The following is a 17,422-nucleotide window of genomic DNA, read 5'->3' as shown; positions in this document are numbered from 1 at the left end:
AGCCAAGTCTAGAATGCAAATTCATTTATAGAATCTATTTATCCGGCCGTTGCATGAATTACACACTGCGCCAGTTGCGCGTCTTCCTGGCCGTGGCCAATACCGGCGGCTTCAGCCGGGCCGCCGATGTGGTCGGCCTGACCCAGCCTGCGGTCAGCCGCGGCGTGGCTGAGCTGGAAGAGGCACTTGGCGTGCGCCTGCTGGACCGCACCACGCGCGAGGTGGTGCTGACCGAGGCCGGCCACGCGCTGGCGCCAGCGCTGGAGCGGCTGCTCGGGCAGCTCGACGACACGCTGGAAGAGACGCGCCAGCTTGGTGAACGCTATCGCGGTCGCGTAGTGATAGCTGGTGCGCCGACGATCTCGGCCCGGCTGATGCCGCTGTACGTGGCCGCCTGCGCCGCCCAGTACCCCGAGATCCGCCTGACCGTGCGTGACAACGTGCAGGCCGACGGCCTGGAGCAGGTGCGCGCCGGCGCCGTGGACTTTGGCGTGCTGATCGATCCGCTGGTGCGCGACGGGCTGGTGGTGGAGCCGGTGGCGACCGACCCGTTCTGCTTTGTCTGCCGGCGCGACCATCCGCTGGCGCAGTCGCCTTCGGTGCCATGGGCGGCGCTGCATGGGATGCAACTGGTGCTGCTGGACTTTGCCTCCGGCAGCCGGCCGCTGATCGACCGCGTGTTCGGCCGGCATGGCGTGGTGCCGCTGGTGGTGCAGGAGCTGGGCCACTCGGCGAGCGTGTTCGGCATGGTCGAGGCCGGCATCGGCGCATCGGTGCTGCCGTCGTTCTCGCTGCCGCTGCCGGCGGCGTCGCCGCTGGTGTGGCGCCCGCTGGTGCCGTGCGAGGAGCGCAGCATCGTCATGGTCCGGCGCGAGGACCGTTCACTGTCGCCGGCCGCGGCGGCGGTGTGGGACCTGGTGCGCCGCCTGACCGTGCGCGCCGAGGCGCCCGCAATGAGCGCCGCGGCCTGACCCGGTCACACTCTGTCAACGCGCGGTGACCATCACCGCTTCCAGTTCAAAGCTGCCGTCGGCCTGTACGCGATAGTGCGCGCGCACTTCCGCAGGCGCCATCTGCCACAGGTGGCGGATGGCCTCCACGGCCACCGGCGCGGTGCGCATGCGCCTGACCCAGCTGTCGAACTCGATGCCGATGCGCCAGATGTCCGATACGGCGATGCCATCGGCGCCAAAGCCTGCCGCCTCGAACATCGACTGCCACCCCGCCGGCGTGTAATCGCGCACGTGCGAGGGATCGCGCAGCAGTTCCACCGATTGCAGCCAGGTATCGCGCAGCGGATCCGGCGCACCGGCAATATCGATCAGCACCACTTTGCCGCCGGGCTTGAGCACCCGCCGGATCTCGGCCAGTGCCGACGGGACGTCGCGCCAGTGGTGCGCGCTCATGCGCGAGACCACCGCGCAGAAGCTGGCATCGTCGAACGGCAGCTGCTCGGCAGCGCCCTGGCGCGTGCGGATATTGGCCAGCCCGCGCTCGCGCGCCGCGGCCTCGACCACGGCCAGCATGTCCGCCGACAGATCGTAAGCCGTCACTTCGCCCGCAATCGCTGCCGCGGCGAAGCTGGCATGGCCCGCGCCGCAGCCCAGGTCCAGCACGCGGCTGCGCGGGCGGTTGGCTGCGGGGATCAGCGCGGCCAGTTCGTCTTTCAGTTGCTGCAGGTCCGCGCCGCTGGCGTGGACGGCGCTGGTGAGGTAGGCGCTGGCGGTGGCGCCGAACTGGGCGGCGACGAGTTCCTGCTGTTGCATGGTGCTGGGCTCCTTGGGCCACGCCCAGGTCGGCGGGCGGCCTTCTTTGTTGGGGGAGGGGACTTGCCCGCGAGGCGGGTTCGGCATACTGTAGGCGGGCAGTTTTCCCGGTACAAGTTACCGATTTATCCTGGTATAAGCGGCACCAGCCTGTCATGCCCTTGTCTGCCGATCCCGCTGTTGTCCCGTCTGCATCGCCATCGTCGCGCGAATCCGTGCTGGGCGCTTTCCTGCGTGCGCACCGTGAACGGCTGGCGCCGGCCGATGTCGGGCTCGCACCGGGCCGGCGCCGCCGCACCCCCGGCCTGCGCCGCGAGGAAGTCGCTCAACTGGCGGGCTTGAGCGCGACCTGGGTGACGTGGCTGGAGCAGGGGCGGCCGGTATCGCTGTCGGCACGCGCGCTGGCCAGCCTGGCTGCCGCGCTGCGGCTGTCGCGCGCCGAGCGCGCCTACCTGTTCGAACTGGCGGGCCGCCGCGACCCGCAGCAGGCCGCGGACGAAACCGTGCCGCCGGTGGTGCTGGCCAGCGTGCATGCCATCGGCGGGCCGGCCTACCTGCTCGACCGGCAATGGACCGCGCTGGCCTGGAACGACGCCGCCGCGGACCTGTTTATCGGCTGGCTCGATGCCGCCAGCGCCGAGCGCAACCTGCTGCGCGCGATGTTCGTGTCGCCGGGGCTGATGGCGCTGGTGGAAGACTGGCCGCACCGCGCGGCACGGCTGGTGGCGGAATTCCGCGCGCACAGCATCCGCCATGCGGACGAGGCGCCGACGCGTACGTTGATCGAGGGGCTGATGGCTGAGAGCGCGGCATTCCGCGATGCCTGGTTGTCGCAGGACGTGGAAGACCGCGAGGGCGGCCGCCGCGGCTTTCACCATCCGCAGCAGGGCGCGCTGCAGTTCGAGCAGCTGACGCTGGTGCCGGCGGCGGCGCCCGGTCTGATGCTGGTAATGCTGCTGCCCGGCTGAGCGGGCAGCGCCGGGGCTTTACTTGGGCTGCATCCGGATCGCGCCGTCCAGGCGGATTACTTCGCCATTGAGCATGGTGTTCTCGATGATCGAGCGGGCCAGCTTGGCGTATTCAGCCGGGCGGCCCAGGCGCGGCGGGAACGGCACCATCCTGCCGAGCGCATCCTGCACTTCCTGCGGCATGCCCAGCAGCATCGGCGTTTCGAAGATGCCGGGGGCGATGGTCATGCAGCGCACGCCGTCGCGCGACAGGTCGCGCGCGATCGCCAGCGTCATCGCCACCACGCCGCCCTTGGATGCGGCATAGGCGGCCTGTCCGATCTGGCCGTCAAAGGCCGCCACCGAGGCAGTATTGATGATCACGCCGCGCTCGCCTTCGCTGTCGGGGGTGTTTTGCACCATGGCCGCGGCGGCCAGGCGGATCATGTTGAAGGTGCCGACCAGGTTGATGCGGATGGTCTTGTCGAAGGCTTCCAGCGGATGCGGGCCGTTCTTGCCGACGGTCTTGTTGGCGGTGGCGATGCCGGCGCAGTTGACGATGCCGGAGAGCCGGCCCAGTGCCTGGGCGGCCGCTACCACGGCCTGGCCGTCGGCTTCGGAGGTGACGTCACAGCGGACGAACTGGCCGCCCAGTTCAGTTGCCAGTGCCTGGCCGGCGGACTCGTTCAGGTCGGCGATCACGACCCTGGCGCCGGCTTCGGCCAGCATGCGGGCGGTGCCTGCACCCAGGCCCGAGGCGCCGCCGGTGACGATGAATACGTTGCCTTGGATTTGCATTTGGGCTTGTCTCCTTGGATTGGGTATTTGTTGCCGTTTACGTAAACGTCAATTCGTTGGCGGTATTTTACGGGGTGGTGGGGGATGTGCAAGGGGTGGGTTTGCTAGGCGCCAAGCCAGAAACCATCCCTGCCAGGCGCGACCCCATTTAATCGCCAAAACAAAAGCGGCCCAAAGGCCGCTTTCATGACGCATAAAACTGAGCAGTCGAAACGATTACTTCAACGCCTCAAACACCCGCGCAGTAATCTCATCGACATTACCCACCCCCAGGATCTTCCGATACTGAGGCGGCGCCACCTTGGCCGAGGCATCTCCCTTGGCAGCCCACTCCGAGTAGTAATCCACCAGCGGACGCGTCTGCTGCGAATAGACATCAAGACGCTTCTTGACCGTCTCTTCCTTGTCATCGTCACGCTGGATCAGCGCCTCGCCGGTCTCGTCGTCCACGCCCTCGGTCTTGGGCGGGTTGTACTTGACGTGGTAGGTGCGGCCCGAGGCCACGTGCACGCGGCGGCCGCTCATGCGCTCGATGATGGCGTCGAACGGCACGTCGATTTCCAGCACGTAGTCGATTGCCACGCCCGCTTCCTTCATCGCCTCGGCCTGCGGAATGGTGCGCGGGAAGCCGTCGAACAGGTAGCCGTTCTTGCAGTCGTCTTCCTTGAGGCGGTCTTTCACCAGGCCGATGATGATGTCGTCCGACACCAGTCCGCCCGCGTCCATGACCTTCTTGGCTTCTACGCCCAGCGGGGTGCCGGCCTTTACCGCGGCGCGCAGCATGTCGCCCGTGGAGATTTGCGGAATGCCGAACTTCTCGCAGATGAACTTGGCTTGCGTGCCTTTGCCGGCGCCGGGCGCACCCAACAGGATCAAACGCATTTACGGGTCCTCAGAGTTTTTAATCTGTATGGCGGGAGATCAGAAGGAGGGTAACGCCGTAACTTGACGCAGGACTTACTGCGGTCCTGATGCGTTCTGACTGCGTTCAGCGCGGGCACTGCTCAGGCGTACCCACGCATACGGCCGGCGGCGGCTGCCAGGGGGATGGCGGCGCGGCACACCGGACGGGCTCTATCTTTATCTCCCCACCGAGCCTTGGCCGGAGGCACGCTTGCGCATGCCGGCCGGGCGGCTCTGTATCGGCAAGCATTATGCCATGAGGCGGCGCCAAATCGGCCCGAAATCCGCCCCCTGGTTCAGGTTGCAGCTGTATGAACCTGAGCGGGCAGGCGCCCGCGCGGGTCACTTTCCGGCGGTTTGGTCAGGGCCCTTCCTGGGCCATCGACTGCGCCCACAGCGCGCGCACCCGTTCCAGGTCGGCCGGGGTGTCGACCCCGGGGGCCGGCGCGGCGCTGGTCTGCAGCACCGCAATGCGCTCGCCATGCCACATGGCGCGCAGTTGCTCCAGCGCCTCGGTCTGCTCCAGCGGCGCCGCCGCCAGCGTCGGGAAGCGGCGCAGGAAGCCCGCCCGATAGGCGTACAGCCCGATATGGCGCAGCACCGGCATGCCGGGCAGCGGCACTTGTGCCAGCGCCGCGGGCACGGCCGGCACGCCCGACCAGGCATCGCGCGCCCACGGGATCGGTGCGCGCGAGAAGTACAGTGCGCGGCCGGCGGCGTCGCATACCACCTTGACCACATTGGGATTGAAGACTTCGGCGATGTCCTGCAGCGGATGCGCCGCGGTGGCGATGGCGCAGTCGGCGTGGTGCGCCAGGTGCAGCGCCACCTCGTCGATCAGCGACGGTTCGATCAGCGGCTCGTCGCCCTGCACATTGACCACGATGGCGTCGTCGGCCAGCCCCAGCTGGGCGGCCACTTCAGACAGGCGGTCGGTGCCGGAAGGGTGGTCGGCGCGGGTCAGCACGGCTTCGATGCCGTGCGCGGCGCAGGCCTGCGCCACCGCAGGCGCATCGGTGGCGACCACGGTGCGCTGCGCCGACGACGCATGCGCGCGTTCGGCCACGCGCACGATCATCGGACGCCCGCCGATATCGGCCAGGGGCTTGTCAGGCAGGCGCGTCGAAGCGAGCCGCGCGGGAATGACAACAGTGAACGCCGGGACGGTCATGGCGCGCACTCAGTTGCCGGAGGCAGGGCCGTCCGGGTTGACCGCGCGGCCCGGCACCGACTGGCGGGCCTCGTCGGCCAGCATCACGGGGATGCCGTCGCGGATCGGGTACGCCAGCTTGTCGGCATGGCAGATCAGCTCCTGCGCGGCGCGGTCGTATTCCAGCTTGCCCTTGCACAGCGGGCAGACCAGGATTTCAAGCAGCCGGTTGTCCATCTCGGTGTTCCTCGTTGCGCCCTGCGGCGCCGGGCGTGGTTGCCGGCGCGGTCGGCGCGGGTTTGATTTGCGCCAGCACGGCGCGGCGGATTTTTTCGATCAGGCCGGCATCGATCACGGGCCTGGTGGGGACGACCCAGATGCGGGGGTCGTCGAAGCGCTCGCATTTTACGGCATCCTTCTCGGTGATCAGGATCACGTCGGCGTCGAGCGCGTCGGGATGGTCGACGAACGGGTCGGCGACAAAGTCATAGTGGTCCGGCAGCGGCAGCGTCTTCGGTGTCAGGCCCGCGCCGCGCAGGCTGGCGAAGAAGCGCTCGGGGTTGCCGATGCCGGCCGCGGCCAGCACGCGCCGGCCGGCAAAGGCGCTGACCGGCCGCGCCATGGTGGGGTCGGCCAGCTGCCAGGCATCGTCCAGCTCCAGCCGCATGCCGTACATGCCGGGGCGGTCGGGCGTGGCGCGGAAGTTGGGGTCGTTGATCAGGGTCGCGTCGCGCGGGCGCGAAAGCGGCTCGCGCAGCGGGCCGGCCGGCAGCAGCAGGCCGTTGCCGCCCATGCGCGAGTCGAACATCACGATCTCGAAGTCGCGCTGCAGCTTGTAGTGCTGCAGGCCATCGTCGAGCAGCAGCACATTGACGCCCGGGTGCGATACCAGCATGGTCTGCGCGCACAGCGCGCGGTCGGGGAAGACCCAGACCGGCACGTCGGTGGCGCGCGCAATCAGGAGCGGCTCATCGCCTACGTCGGACGCCTTTGATGTCGGCTTCACGCGGCGCGGGTGCTTGAGTTCCACGCCGTAGCCGCGCGACACCACGCCGGGGCGCAGTCCCGCCTCGGTCAGCGCTTGTGCCAGCGCGATCACCGCCGGCGTCTTGCCGGTGCCGCCCACGGTCACGTTGCCGACCACCACCACCGGCATCGGCAGCCGCGTCGACTTGAACCAGCCGCGCTGGTAGCCATGGCGGCGCACCCGCGCGATCAGCCCGAACAGCAGCGAGAACGGCAGCATCGCCCACGCGAACCAGCCGCGGCGTTGCCACTGGGCGGTCACGAAGTCGGCAAGGGCATGTCGGGGAACGGGCATGGGCGCGGCGGGCGGTGGAGTCGGTGGTTGGGATGGGATTGTAGTGCGCCCGCGGCTTCGCTCCCTGGGGGCGCAGGCGGCTCAACCATTATGGGCATTGCACAGCGCATGCGGCAAGCCCGCCGGCCGCATGCGCCACGGCGCCCGGGGTCAGCGCGGCTGCGCGCTCTGCGTGGCGAAGGTCAGGCGCGACAGCCCGGCCAGCCGCGCGGCCTCCATCACGTTGATCACGGCCTGGTGGCTGGCCTGTGCGTCGGCATTGACGATCACCACCGGCGGCTGGCCACCGGAGTTGGTGCCCGAGGCGGCGCGCAACTGGTCGGCCAGGCTGGTGACGTCCTTCTGCTCCATCACCTGCCTGTTGACGGAGTAGACCCCGCGCGATGACACCGACACCACGATCTCCTGCGGCCGCTGCTGGGCGCGCTCGGCGTCGGCGGTGGGCAGCTGGATCTGCAGCTCGGTAAAGCGCGAGTAGGTGGTCGTGATCATCAGGAAGATCAGGATCACGAGCAGCACGTCGATCAGCGGGATCAGGTTGATCTCCGGCTCTTCGCGCCGCTGGCGGGAACGGAAGTGCATGGCGTTCGTTCCGTTCGGCGATCAGGCGCGGCGCTGCGGCAGGATCGCGTCGAGGAACGACGTGGCGCGGAATTCCAGCTCGGCCACGTAGTCATCCACGCGCCGGCGGAAGTAGCGCCAGAAGATCAGCGCCGGGATTGCCACGATCAGGCCGAAGGCGGTGTTGTACAGCGCCACCGAGATGCCGTGCGCCAGCTGTTCAGGGCTGGCGCCGGTGCCGCCCTGGCTGCCGAAGATCTCGATCATGCCGATCACCGTGCCCAGCAGGCCCATCAGCGGCGCCACCGAGGCGATCGTGCCGAGTGCGTTCAGGTAGCGCTCGAGCTCATGCGCGACCACGCGGCCGGCTTCCTCCACCACGTCCTTGGCGGCATCGCGCGAGGTGTGCGGCTGCAGCACCACGTGGCGCAGCCCGGCGGCCAGCACCCGGCCCAGCGGCGAGTTCTGCTCAAGCGTGTTGACCACTTCCGGCGTGGCGCGGCGCTGCTGCGCGGCCGCCAGCGCCTCTTCATAGAGCCTGGCGGGCAGGACCCTGCTGCGCTTGAGGGTAAGAAAACGTTCGACGATCAGCGCCAGCGCGATGACCGAGGCGAGCAACAGCGGCCAGATCGGCCAGCCGGCCGCTTGAATGATGGAAAACAATTGGACCCCCGGGATCGACAACCGAATAACAAAACCCCAAACCACCTGGACGGCATGCCTTGATGCGCGTCTGGCCGCTGGCGGCGCGCGCTCCGGCATTGCTCTGAAAAATCAGGCGCCACTCTAACCTGCGCCCTGTCGCACGGCAAGACGGCACCCGGCGCTGTCTCGGCCACGCATCGCTCGTGCCGGTCCATTTCCACAGCAAAGCGGGACAGTGTTGTGGATCGATTGTGGAAAGCCGCCTGACAAGCGTGCTAACACATTGATCCATAAGGGCAAAGATGTTCCTGCCTAAATTTTGTGCAAATGCCCGCCGCAAGCCCTGCGGCGCATGGTGCACGCAGCCAGGCACCGCTCTCCACAACCTGACGAGGCGCGTCGGTGTGCTGGCGCACCTTGCGGTGCGGCTTTCCACACAGCGCCGGGACAGGATTGTGGAGCGCTTGTGGAAAGCTGCCTGAGATGTCATCTAAGTCGTTGATTTATAAGGTGGCACCATGGGTTGCTTAAAAAACGGGCAAACGGGTGTATCAGTACCGCGCGCGGTCGATGTGGCGGCAGGCAGGACAAAAACCGGATTTTTCCACATTCCGCAGGGAGAGCACTGTGGACGGCCTGTGGACAAATCCGGGAGAAGCCGGTTAACCCATTGATTTTTATAGCCTCCCAGGGACCTGCTCAGAAATTGTGCAAATGCAGCATGGACGCTGCGCCGCGGACGGCCGGCAACGCTGCGGTACGCCACGCGCCGGGTTGGTCGCTTTCCATGGGACTGCAAGCGGGGTTGGGGCCACTTGTGCTGGAAAAGTGTGGTTTACGGCCCGTTTTATCCAGAGAAGCTGTGGATAACTTTGTGAACAAGCCTGCCGGGCACTTTGTAAGTGATTGATGCAAAAGAGAATTGGTTATATTGCCTAATTTTTGTTTTACGCGTAAAGCTCATAAGAATCAAAGGGTTGCACGAACCCATGCGCCTTTCGGGGGAGGCCGCCTGCATCAGCGCTACCCCCTTGACATAGAGGTTATGCTGTGGACATGTCCCATTCACGCCGCTTGCCACCAGTGCGCCATGCCAGACTTGCCGAATTTTTCGCGTGACCCTTCCTCCACCGCGCCGCGCGGCGGCCGCGATGTCATCCCTGTCGGTGAGCTGAACCACACAATCGCCAGGCTGCTTGAACGCAGTTTTCCGCTGGCCTGGGTGCGCGGCGAGATTTCCAATTTCACGCGCGCCGCCAGCGGGCACTGGTATTTCTCGCTCAAGGATGCACGCGCGCAGATCCGCTGCGTGATGTTCCGCGGGCGCAACCAGCATGTCGACTTCCAGCCGCGCGAGGGCGAAGCGGTGGAGGTGCGCGCCGTGGTCACCATGTATGAGGCGCGCGGCGAGGTGCAGTTGGGCGTGGAGGCAATGCGCCGGGCCGGGCTGGGCAACCTGTACGAAGCCTTCCTGCGCCTGAAGGAAAAGCTGGCGCAGGCGGGGCTGTTCGCGCCGGAGCGCAAGCGCCCGGTGCCGGCGCATCCGCGCACCATCGGCGTGGTCACCTCGCTGCAGGCGGCGGCGTTGCGCGATGTGCTGACCACCTTGCGCCGGCGCGCGCCGCATGTGCCGGTGCTGGTCTATCCGGTACCGGTGCAGGGCGCGGGGGCGGCGCAGAAGATCGCCGACATGCTCGATGCGGCCAGCGCGCGGCGCGAGTGCGACGTGCTGATCCTGTGCCGCGGCGGGGGCAGCATCGAAGACCTGTGGTCGTTCAACGAAGAGGTGGTGGCGCAGGCGATTGCGCGCTGCGCGCTGCCGGTCATCTCCGGAGTGGGCCACGAAACCGACTTCACCATCGCCGACTTTGTCGCCGATGTGCGTGCGCCCACGCCGACCGGCGCGGCCGAGCTGGTCAGCCCGGATCGCGCGCACCTGCTGGCACAGGCGATGCGTGCGCGCGACGCGCTCACGCAGTGCATGCGGCGCGGGCTGGACCTGCGCGCGCAGCACCTGGACTGGCTGGCGCGGCGAGTGCGCAGCCCGCAGGCGCAGCTGCAGGAGCGGCGCGCGCGCGTCGACAATCTGGCGCGACACTTGCGCTCGGCATTGCGCGACACGGTGGTGTCGCAGCGCCACCGCCAGCAATTGCTGGCGATGCGCTGGAGCGCGTGCCGTCCCGATGCCAGCGCCGCCCATGCCGACGTGGCCCGCCTGTGGCAACGCCTGCAGGCCGCCGCCGTGCGCCAGCACGAGCGCGCCGGCCAGCGCCTGGCGCGCAGCGCCGGCGCGCTTGAGTTGCTGGCGCCGCAGCGTACGCTGGAACGCGGCTATGCGGTGCTGCTGGACCAGCGCGGACGCGCGCTGCGCTCGCCCGCCGAGATCCGCGCGGGCAGCGTGGTCGAAGCGCACCTGGCCGAGGGAGTGGCCGACCTGGCGATTGCCGGCGTGCAGGCCAAGCTGCCGGATTTCTGAGCCCCTGCGCGGCCCGGGAACGCCTCCCATTCGCGATGCCGCGGCGGGCGCGAAACGCTCAGGCAAGCCGGGCGGAAATCCCCCCGGAAACCCCTGCCAGGACAAACTAACATCGGAGCAGGGGGCTTTGTCCCGCGGTTTGCGCGGGTCTTGCAAGTCCCCTACAATCGCCAATTCCGGACCCACAACCCCAACCCACAGAGACAGAACAATGGAACACAAGCTCCCCCCGCTCCCGTACGCGCATGATGCCCTGGCTCCGCATATCTCCAAGGAGACGCTGGAGTTCCATCATGACAAGCACCACCAGACCTACGTCACCAACCTGAACAACCTCATCAAGGGCACCGAGTTCGAGAACTCGACCCTGGAAGAGATCGTCAAGAAGTCGTCGGGCGGTATCTTCAACAACGCTGCCCAGGTGTGGAACCACACCTTCTACTGGGATTCGATGAAGCCCAACGGCGGCGGCCAGCCGACCGGCGCGCTGGCTGATGCCATCAACGCCAAGTGGGGCTCGTTCGACAAGTTCAAGGAAGAGTTCACCAAGACCGCCGTGGGCACCTTCGGTTCGGGCTGGGCCTGGCTGGTCAAGAAGGCCGACGGCTCGCTGGACCTGGTCTCGACCTCCAACGCCGCCACCCCGCTGACCACCGACGCCAAGGCGCTGCTGACCTGCGACGTGTGGGAACACGCCTACTACATCGACTACCGCAATGCCCGCCCGAAGTACGTCGAGGCATTCTGGAATGTCGTGAACTGGGACTTCGCCGGCAAGAATTTCGCTGGCTGATCCGCGGATCATGCTTGCAGCAAGAAAGGGCCATCCGGCCCTTTTTTGTTTTTGGGCGCGCATGGGGCGGGATCGGGTTTGAATCTGCCTGCGGGATCGTCCATATTGGTCCGTATCCGGCCGCCAGCTTTCGGTGCGTCCCCGCGCGCTCCGTGCCATCGCGTACTTCGTATGCCGGCCATTTCCCGCAGCCAGGTGCCCGATGGCCCGATGGAAGACATGTTCCCCTTGCAGCCCCACTGGTGCATGTCGCGCGCGCCGTCCCTGGGCAGCCCTGTCCGTCGCACTCCTGCTGCTCGCCGCCGTCGGCGGCGCCAGCGCGCAGCCGCTGCCGTCCCCGCCGGGCGTGCCGCCCCCGTTCAAGCTGTTGCGCTATGACGAGGACTATCGCTACCTGCGGGATCCGGCCATGCGCGCGGATTTCTGGGATCCGGCCAAGTATGTGCCGTTCGGCAGTCCTGGCTGGTTCGTCAGCCTCGGCGGAGAGATCCGCGAGCGCTTCGAGGACTACTCGGCCAGCAATTTCGGCGTGCCGGGTCCGCGTGGCGATGGCTACCTGATGCACCGCGCGCTGCTGCATGCCGACCTGCATGCCGGTGAATCCCTGCGCGCGTTCGTGCAGCTGGGCAACCAGCTGGCCATGGGCAAGGACGTCACCACGCCGCCCTATGTCGACCAGCTCGATGTGCAGCAGGCATTCGTCGACCTGCGCGTGCCGCTCCCGGCGCCCGCGCAGGACCCGCTGCTGGTGCGCGTGGGCCGGCAGGAAATGGCGTTCGGCGCGCAGCGCCTGGTTTCGATCCGCGATGCCCCCAATGTGCGGCGCGCATTCGACGGACTGAGGCTTGGCTCAAGCCTGGGCAGCGCGCGGGTGGATGCCTTCGCCACGCGTCCCGTGCTGCTCAAGGACGGCAGCTTCGACGACCGGCCCAACCAGGCACAGGGCTTCTGGGGTGTCTATGCGACGATGCCGGCGGCTTTCCTGCCGGCAACCTCCGCCGATCTCTACTACCTCGGTTTCGAGAATGACCGCGCGCTGTTCAGCGATGGCAGCGGCGCGGAGCGGCGGCATTCGCTCGGGGGCCGCCTGTCCGGCCGCCACGGCCGCTGGGACTGGGACTGGGAGGCGCTGTTCCAGTTCGGCAGCCTGGCATCGCAGCAGATCCGCGCATGGGGCTTCTCGACCGATACCGGTTACACCTTTGCAGCTTCGGCCTGGCACCCGCGCGCAGGCATCAAGGCGACCATGGGCAGCGGTGACCGCAATCCGCACGACGGCACCATCGGCACCTACAACGGCTTGTTTCCCAAGCTGGCCTACTTCAATCAAGCCGGCCTGATCGGCGCCTCCAACGTGCTGGATATCCAGCCGTCGCTGACGCTGGTTCCCGCGGCCGGCATCAAGCTGACCTTCGCCTGTGACTTCATCTGGCGGGCAACCACGCACGACGCGGTCTACACCTCGGCGGGCATCCCGGTTCCCGGCACCGCGGGCCGCTCCGGCCAGTACAGCAGCAGCCAGCTCTCTGTGGATGTTGCATGGCAGGCGAGCCGGCATGTGCTGGTCAATGGCGGCGCCGTGTATGTGGATGAGAGCCGCACGCTGAAAGCCGTTGGCGGACACAACACGCGCTTTCTCTACCTGGCGCTCGGCTATACGTTCTGATGCGGCGGGTGCCATGCGACACATCCACAAGCTATTGAGCGCGACGAGCGGTCATGGCTGCCTGCGGCCGCGCCCGGGAGTGCGCGGCATAGCGCACGGCTTCCGGCGTCCAGCGTCCTATGCCTGGAACGCAGTGGTACAGCCACACCGGCTACCAGGCACGTCCCCAAGTACCTATGCTCAAGCCCGACAGCGTCGGCTTTTGCGGCACTGGCAAGGCGTGGCGCGGGCCCGGTATTCCAATAACAAATCGGTATGGTGACGAAAAGAAAATGCGAATGGACGCTGTGATTCGCCATTTCTAGAATCACCTCACGCTGAATGGTCGCGTAAATCCGCCGCACTAAAAGAGCGCCACCAAGAATCCACCAGATGCTGATGCCGTAAATGGGGCAGGGGTCGTTGTTGCCCGCGGTTTCGTGCACAGGGCGGGGCAGGCATCCCCGTATCGGTTCGGACAGGCGCAAGACACTGGAGACAATATGAAGAACCCCCTTGCGGGTGCCGCCTTTGCGGCGCTTGCGGCCTGCTGCACCGGCGCCTTCGCACAGAGCAATGTCACGCTCTATGGCCGGCTGAATACATCGATGGAGTATTCCGATGCGTCGACGGCTTCCGACGGCACCAAGCTGGGCGGCACCGGCCGGCTGACCAACAACCGCTCGGTCTTCGGCATGCGCGGCGAGGAATCGCTGTATGGCAGCCTCAAGGCGATCTGGCAGATCGAGAGCAATATCTCATTGGATACGGGCAGCGGACAACTGGCCAGCCGCAACACCCGCATTGGATTGGCCGGCTCAGCTGGCAGCTTTTTCATGGGCAACTGGACCACGCCCTACCTGGAAGCCACCTCGTCCTACGATCCGTTCTATCCGACCACGGCTGGCTACATGGCGCTGATCGGCAATGGCTCGACCCCGACCTCCGACAATGTCCAGGACACCAGCTCCTTCGATCGCCGCCAGAAGAACAGTGTCCATTACCGCAGCCCGAAGTGGAACGGCTTCAGCGGCGGCGTGACCTGGGGTATCAACGAAGAGCGCATTACGGTGCCGCGCAACCCGAGCCTGTGGTCGTTCGCGGGGGCCTATGACAACGGCCCGCTCAATGTCGTGTTGGCCTATGAGCGCCACAACAACTACCAGACCGCGGGACGCGACGACGAAGGTATGAAGATCGGGCTGTCGTACCAGTTCCCGACCACCAAGGTCTCGGCCATCTATGAGCGGCTGCACTACCGCACCGCCACCGGCGACCTGAAGCGCGATGCCTACTACGCGTCTGTGGTGCAGAAGCTATGGACGGGCAGCCTGCGCGCCGGCGTCGGCGTGGCCGGCAACGGCCGTGGCAACGCCACCGAGACTGTCGGCTTCTTCCGCAGCGGAGCGGATACCGGCGCGGTCCAGGCCACCCTGGGCTATGAGTACCCGCTGTCCAAGCGCACCTCGGTGTTTGGCTTCTACAGCCGCATCTTCAACAAGAAGAATGCCACCTACGACTTTGCGATCAATGAGCTGGGCATTTCCGCCGGCGCCGATCCGCAGACCGTTGCGCTGGGCATGCGCCACGTCTTCTGAGCACGGCGCACGTCAGGCCATCCCCCACGATTCCAGGAGTACCCCAATGAAATTCCAGAACATCCTGCGCGCGGCGCTTGCGACGGCGCTCTGCCTGCCGCTGCTGCACGGCGCGGCGCAAGCCGAAGCGTATCCCGACAAGCCGATCCGCATGATCGTGCCGTTTGCTGTCGGCAGCGCCACCGACCTGCTCGCACGCATCGTCAGCGCCGAGATCGGCACCAGCTCGAACATGCAGATCGTGGTGGACAACCGCCCCGGCGCGGGTGGGACCATCGGCACCGCGGTGGTGGCCAAGGCGCCCGCGGACGGCTACACGCTGCTGCTGACCTCCGCCGGGCATGCGGTCAATCCCACGCTCTATCCCAAGCTGCCGTACGACACCACCCGCGACCTGAAGGGCATCTCCACGGTGGCGACCATGCCCTACCTGCTGGTGGTCAGCGCCTCCAGCCCCTACCGCACGCTCAAGGACCTGCTGGCGGCTGCGCGCGCCAGGCCCGATTCCGTCACCTACAGCTCGGCGGGCAGCGGCAGCTCTTCGCACCTGAGCGGCGAGCTGTTCAACGTGACCGCGGGCGTGCAGACCCGGCATATCCCGTACAAGGGCGCGCCGGCGGCGATCACCGATGTGATGAGCGGGCGCGTCGACATGTTCTTCGCGCCGTCCATCACTGCGCTGCAGTTCGTCAAGGACGGCAAGCTGCGCATCCTGGGCGTGGCCACGGCGGCGCGGGTGCCGTCGCTGCCGGACGTGCCCACCATCGCCGAAGCGGGCGTGCCGGGCTATGTCTTCGATGCCTGGTTCGGCGTGCTGGCGCCCGCGGGCACGCCCAAGGATGTCGTCGCCCGCCTGAACACGGCGATGCAGCAAGCGCTCAGCGCGCCGGCGACCAAGGAGAAGCTGATTGCGCAAGGCGCCGAGGCCAAGCCCTCGACGCCGGCTGCCTTCGACAAGCTGATCGCCGCCGACATCGCCAAGCTCGAGCCCATCGTCAAGCGCTCGGGCGCACAGCCGGGCCAGTAACGCCGCCACGGCGCCCGGGGGGCCGGGCGCCACCTCTCCTGCACGAAGGGAACATCGATATGCGTTGCATTGCACGGGCCCTGGCGCATGCCATGGCCGTCGGCTGCCTGGTGGCGGCTTCGGGAGCGCAGGCGCAAGCCGGCGCGTATGCCGACCGGATCCTGGTCAATGGCACGGTACTCACCATGAACGCCACGGACACAGTGGCGCAGGCCCTGGCCATCCGCGGCGACCGCATTGCCGCGGTGGGGACCAGCCGGGACATCCGGCGCCTGGCCGGCCCGCGCACGGAGGTGATCGACCTGGGCGGGCGCACGGTCATCCCCGGCCTGATCGACACCCATATCCACGCCATTCGCGGCGGCCAGAGCTATGCCTTCGAGACTTACTGGTATGAAGGCGAGACTACCAGCCTGGCCGCGGGGCTGGAGCTGCTGCGCAAGACCGCGCTGTCGCGTGGCCCCGGCAAATGGGTGGCCGTGACAGGTTCCTGGCACCCCGACCAGTTCACCGAGAAGCGCGCGCCGACCCCTGCCGAGCTGACCGCGCTGCTGCCTGACAATCCGGCCTATGTGCAGTACCTGTACGACTATGCACTGGTCAACGCCAGGGCGATCGAAGCGCTCAAGCTCGACCAGCCGGATGCGCTGCCGCCGGGCATCCGCGTGGAGCGCGACAGCGAAGGGCGCCCCACCGGCCGGATCTTCGGCGCGATCCGGCCGCTGTCGGCGCTGTTCGGCCGCATCCTGGCGCAGAGCCAGGTCGACGCCAAGGCCAGCCTGCAGTCCTTTTTCAGCCGCCTCAACAGCCTGGGAGTCACCGCGCTGATCGATCCCACCGCGGGACCGGGCCCCGCCTACGATCCGCTGTACGCGTTGTGGCGCGAGGACAGCCTGTCGCTGCGGGTCGGCTACCGCATCCCGACCATGGTCGCTGGCAACGAGGCCGAATGGTTCCGCAATACGCTGGCTTACCTGCCGCCGCGCCTGGGCGACGGCAAGCTGCGCTTCCTCGGCCCGGGCGAGATGCTGGTGTTCGGCATGGACGACGGCGTGAAGATGGGACCTGGCTTCCAGCCGTCGGCGAAGGACCGCGAGGAACTGCTCAAGGTGGCAACGTTCGCCGCCAGCCGCGGCTATCCGGTCGAGATCCATGCCTATACCGACGATGCCGCCAGCGCGATCCTCGATGTCTTCGAGGAAGTGGGCAAGCGCCATGACCTGGGCAAGCTGCGCTGGGCCATGGCCCACCTGAATACCGGCAAGCCGGAGACGTTCCGGCGCATGAAGGCGCTTGGGCTTTCCTACACGGTGCAGATGGGGCCGTACTTCGAGGCCGGCGCCATCGGCCACGCCAACGACCACCATGTGGCCGAGGCCGCGCCGCCCGTGCGCCTGGCCCTGCGGCACGGGCTGAAGGTGGCGGGCGGCACGGATGCCACGCGCATCGGCATCCCCGGCGTCTGGCGCGCGTTGGAGTTCCACGTCGGCGGCTATTCGATCGGCAAGGAAGTCAGGCGCAAGGAGGACTTCCGGCTGTCGCGGCTGGAGGCGCTGCGGCTGTACACCGCCAATGCCGCGTGGATTTCATTCGACGAGGCCTCGCGCGGCACGCTGGAGGCCGGCAAGCTGGCCGACCTGGCGGTGCTCGACAAGCCCTACCTGACCGTCCCCGTTGAAGACATCCACCGCATCCGCTCGGTGCTGACGATGGTCGACGGCAAGGTGGTCCATGCCGACGGCGGCTTTGCCGCGCGCAAGGCGCGCTAGCCATCGGCGCCGCAAGCGCACAG

Annotated in this window: 16 protein-coding genes; 8 read left to right on the top strand and 8 right to left on the bottom strand. The window is 67.3% G+C overall.

The genetic code is table 11. The features are described from left to right. The first annotated feature begins 53 nt into the window (after positions 1 to 53). Positions 54 to 971 carry a LysR family transcriptional regulator gene (locus AC3WQZ_RS22425; protein ID WP_010812249.1) on the top strand — a complete coding sequence of 306 codons (918 nt, stop codon included), beginning with the start codon at positions 54 to 56 and terminating at the stop codon, positions 969 to 971. 15 nt (positions 972 to 986) lie between these two features. Here the strand turns inward: AC3WQZ_RS22425 and AC3WQZ_RS22420 are convergent, their stop codons facing one another. Next, the gene (locus AC3WQZ_RS22420; protein ID WP_011614597.1) at positions 987 to 1,766 is read right to left on the bottom strand and encodes a class I SAM-dependent methyltransferase; all 780 of its coding nucleotides are present in this window, start codon (positions 1,764 to 1,766) and stop codon (positions 987 to 989) included. A 155-nt stretch (positions 1,767 to 1,921) separates the two neighbouring features. Here AC3WQZ_RS22420 and AC3WQZ_RS22415 point away from each other — a divergent pair, with 155 nt between their 5' ends. Then, on the top strand, positions 1,922 to 2,734 hold the full coding sequence (locus AC3WQZ_RS22415) for an MmyB family transcriptional regulator (RefSeq protein ID WP_010812251.1): 813 nt from the start codon (positions 1,922 to 1,924) through the stop codon (positions 2,732 to 2,734). A gap of 18 nt (positions 2,735 to 2,752) precedes the next feature. Here AC3WQZ_RS22415 and AC3WQZ_RS22410 read toward each other — a convergent pair whose 3' ends face one another. From AC3WQZ_RS22410 to AC3WQZ_RS22380, 7 genes are all read right to left on the bottom strand, one after another. Further along, complete coding sequence (locus AC3WQZ_RS22410) at positions 2,753 to 3,511, bottom strand: 3-hydroxyacyl-CoA dehydrogenase (RefSeq protein ID WP_011614598.1); 759 nt, start codon at positions 3,509 to 3,511, stop codon at positions 2,753 to 2,755. Between the two features lie 216 nt (positions 3,512 to 3,727). Next, positions 3,728 to 4,393, bottom strand: a complete 666-nt coding sequence (gene adk / locus AC3WQZ_RS22405) for an adenylate kinase (protein WP_010812253.1) — start codon at positions 4,391 to 4,393, stop codon at positions 3,728 to 3,730. Between the two features lie 382 nt (positions 4,394 to 4,775). Then, on the bottom strand, positions 4,776 to 5,585 hold the full coding sequence (gene kdsB, locus AC3WQZ_RS22400; RefSeq protein WP_010812254.1) for a 3-deoxy-manno-octulosonate cytidylyltransferase: 810 nt from the start codon (positions 5,583 to 5,585) through the stop codon (positions 4,776 to 4,778). A 9-nt stretch (positions 5,586 to 5,594) separates the two neighbouring features. Further along, positions 5,595 to 5,801 (bottom strand): Trm112 family protein, encoded by a 207-nt coding sequence (locus AC3WQZ_RS22395; RefSeq protein WP_010812255.1) that lies wholly within the window; start codon positions 5,799 to 5,801, stop codon positions 5,595 to 5,597. After that, positions 5,782 to 6,885: a tetraacyldisaccharide 4'-kinase gene (gene lpxK, locus AC3WQZ_RS22390; RefSeq protein WP_010812256.1), complete on the bottom strand. Its 1,104-nt coding sequence runs from the start codon at positions 6,883 to 6,885 to the stop codon at positions 5,782 to 5,784. Before lpxK ends, AC3WQZ_RS22395 begins: the two co-directional genes overlap by 20 nt. Positions 6,886 to 7,035: 150 nt before the next feature. Beyond that, complete coding sequence (locus AC3WQZ_RS22385; protein ID WP_011614599.1) at positions 7,036 to 7,467, bottom strand: ExbD/TolR family protein; 432 nt, start codon at positions 7,465 to 7,467, stop codon at positions 7,036 to 7,038. A 21-nt stretch (positions 7,468 to 7,488) separates the two neighbouring features. Next, positions 7,489 to 8,109, bottom strand: a complete 621-nt coding sequence (locus tag AC3WQZ_RS22380) for a MotA/TolQ/ExbB proton channel family protein (RefSeq protein ID WP_010812258.1) — start codon at positions 8,107 to 8,109, stop codon at positions 7,489 to 7,491. 1,072 nt (positions 8,110 to 9,181) lie between these two features. On the opposite strand from AC3WQZ_RS22380, the gene xseA reads away from it, so the two are divergent. The 6 genes from xseA to AC3WQZ_RS22350 all read left to right on the top strand — a co-directional run bounded on the left by xseA (position 9,182) and on the right by AC3WQZ_RS22350 (position 17,399). After that, positions 9,182 to 10,567: an exodeoxyribonuclease VII large subunit gene (gene xseA / locus AC3WQZ_RS22375; RefSeq protein WP_492301277.1), complete on the top strand. Its 1,386-nt coding sequence runs from the start codon at positions 9,182 to 9,184 to the stop codon at positions 10,565 to 10,567. A 211-nt stretch (positions 10,568 to 10,778) separates the two neighbouring features. Further along, positions 10,779 to 11,360 carry a superoxide dismutase [Fe] gene (sodB, locus tag AC3WQZ_RS22370; protein ID WP_010812260.1) on the top strand — a complete coding sequence of 194 codons (582 nt, stop codon included), beginning with the start codon at positions 10,779 to 10,781 and terminating at the stop codon, positions 11,358 to 11,360. Positions 11,361 to 11,706: 346 nt separating this feature from the next. Next, positions 11,707 to 13,026 (top strand): alginate export family protein, encoded by a 1,320-nt coding sequence (locus AC3WQZ_RS22365; RefSeq protein WP_492301276.1) that lies wholly within the window; start codon positions 11,707 to 11,709, stop codon positions 13,024 to 13,026. Between the two features lie 482 nt (positions 13,027 to 13,508). After that, the gene (locus tag AC3WQZ_RS22360; protein WP_011614608.1) at positions 13,509 to 14,603 is read left to right on the top strand and encodes a porin; all 1,095 of its coding nucleotides are present in this window, start codon (positions 13,509 to 13,511) and stop codon (positions 14,601 to 14,603) included. A 46-nt stretch (positions 14,604 to 14,649) separates the two neighbouring features. Further along, entirely contained in the window at positions 14,650 to 15,630 is a 981-nt protein-coding gene (locus AC3WQZ_RS22355) for a tripartite tricarboxylate transporter substrate binding protein (protein WP_492301275.1), read from the top strand. 59 nt (positions 15,631 to 15,689) lie between these two features. After that, entirely contained in the window at positions 15,690 to 17,399 is a 1,710-nt protein-coding gene (locus AC3WQZ_RS22350; protein WP_492298296.1) for an amidohydrolase, read from the top strand. Positions 17,400 to 17,422 lie beyond the last annotated feature (23 nt).

The organism is Cupriavidus sp. FW305-26, from assembly GCF_058787975.1.
Note: the sequence above shows the minus strand (reverse complement) of the source record. Positions and strands in the feature narration are given on the sequence as shown.

Bases quoted from the DNA above. Each gene is read 5' to 3' on its own strand.
- lpxK (WP_010812256.1), bottom strand. From the start codon at position 6,885: ATGCCCGTTCCCCGACATGCCCTTGCCGACTTCGTGACCGCCCAGTGG.
- kdsB (WP_010812254.1), bottom strand. From the start codon at position 5,585: ATGACCGTCCCGGCGTTCACTGTTGTCATTCCCGCGCGGCTCGCTTCG.
- AC3WQZ_RS22415 (WP_010812251.1), top strand. From the start codon at position 1,922: ATGCCCTTGTCTGCCGATCCCGCTGTTGTCCCGTCTGCATCGCCATCG.
- AC3WQZ_RS22385 (WP_011614599.1), bottom strand. From the start codon at position 7,467: ATGCACTTCCGTTCCCGCCAGCGGCGCGAAGAGCCGGAGATCAACCTG.
- adk (WP_010812253.1), bottom strand. From the start codon at position 4,393: ATGCGTTTGATCCTGTTGGGTGCGCCCGGCGCCGGCAAAGGCACGCAA.
- AC3WQZ_RS22355 (WP_492301275.1), top strand. From the start codon at position 14,650: ATGAAATTCCAGAACATCCTGCGCGCGGCGCTTGCGACGGCGCTCTGC.
- AC3WQZ_RS22420 (WP_011614597.1), bottom strand. From the start codon at position 1,766: ATGCAACAGCAGGAACTCGTCGCCGCCCAGTTCGGCGCCACCGCCAGC.
- AC3WQZ_RS22360 (WP_011614608.1), top strand. From the start codon at position 13,509: ATGAAGAACCCCCTTGCGGGTGCCGCCTTTGCGGCGCTTGCGGCCTGC.
- AC3WQZ_RS22395 (WP_010812255.1), bottom strand. From the start codon at position 5,801: ATGGACAACCGGCTGCTTGAAATCCTGGTCTGCCCGCTGTGCAAGGGC.
- xseA (WP_492301277.1), top strand. From the start codon at position 9,182: ATGCCAGACTTGCCGAATTTTTCGCGTGACCCTTCCTCCACCGCGCCG.
- AC3WQZ_RS22425 (WP_010812249.1), top strand. From the start codon at position 54: ATGAATTACACACTGCGCCAGTTGCGCGTCTTCCTGGCCGTGGCCAAT.
- AC3WQZ_RS22410 (WP_011614598.1), bottom strand. From the start codon at position 3,511: ATGCAAATCCAAGGCAACGTATTCATCGTCACCGGCGGCGCCTCGGGC.
- sodB (WP_010812260.1), top strand. From the start codon at position 10,779: ATGGAACACAAGCTCCCCCCGCTCCCGTACGCGCATGATGCCCTGGCT.
- AC3WQZ_RS22350 (WP_492298296.1), top strand. From the start codon at position 15,690: ATGCGTTGCATTGCACGGGCCCTGGCGCATGCCATGGCCGTCGGCTGC.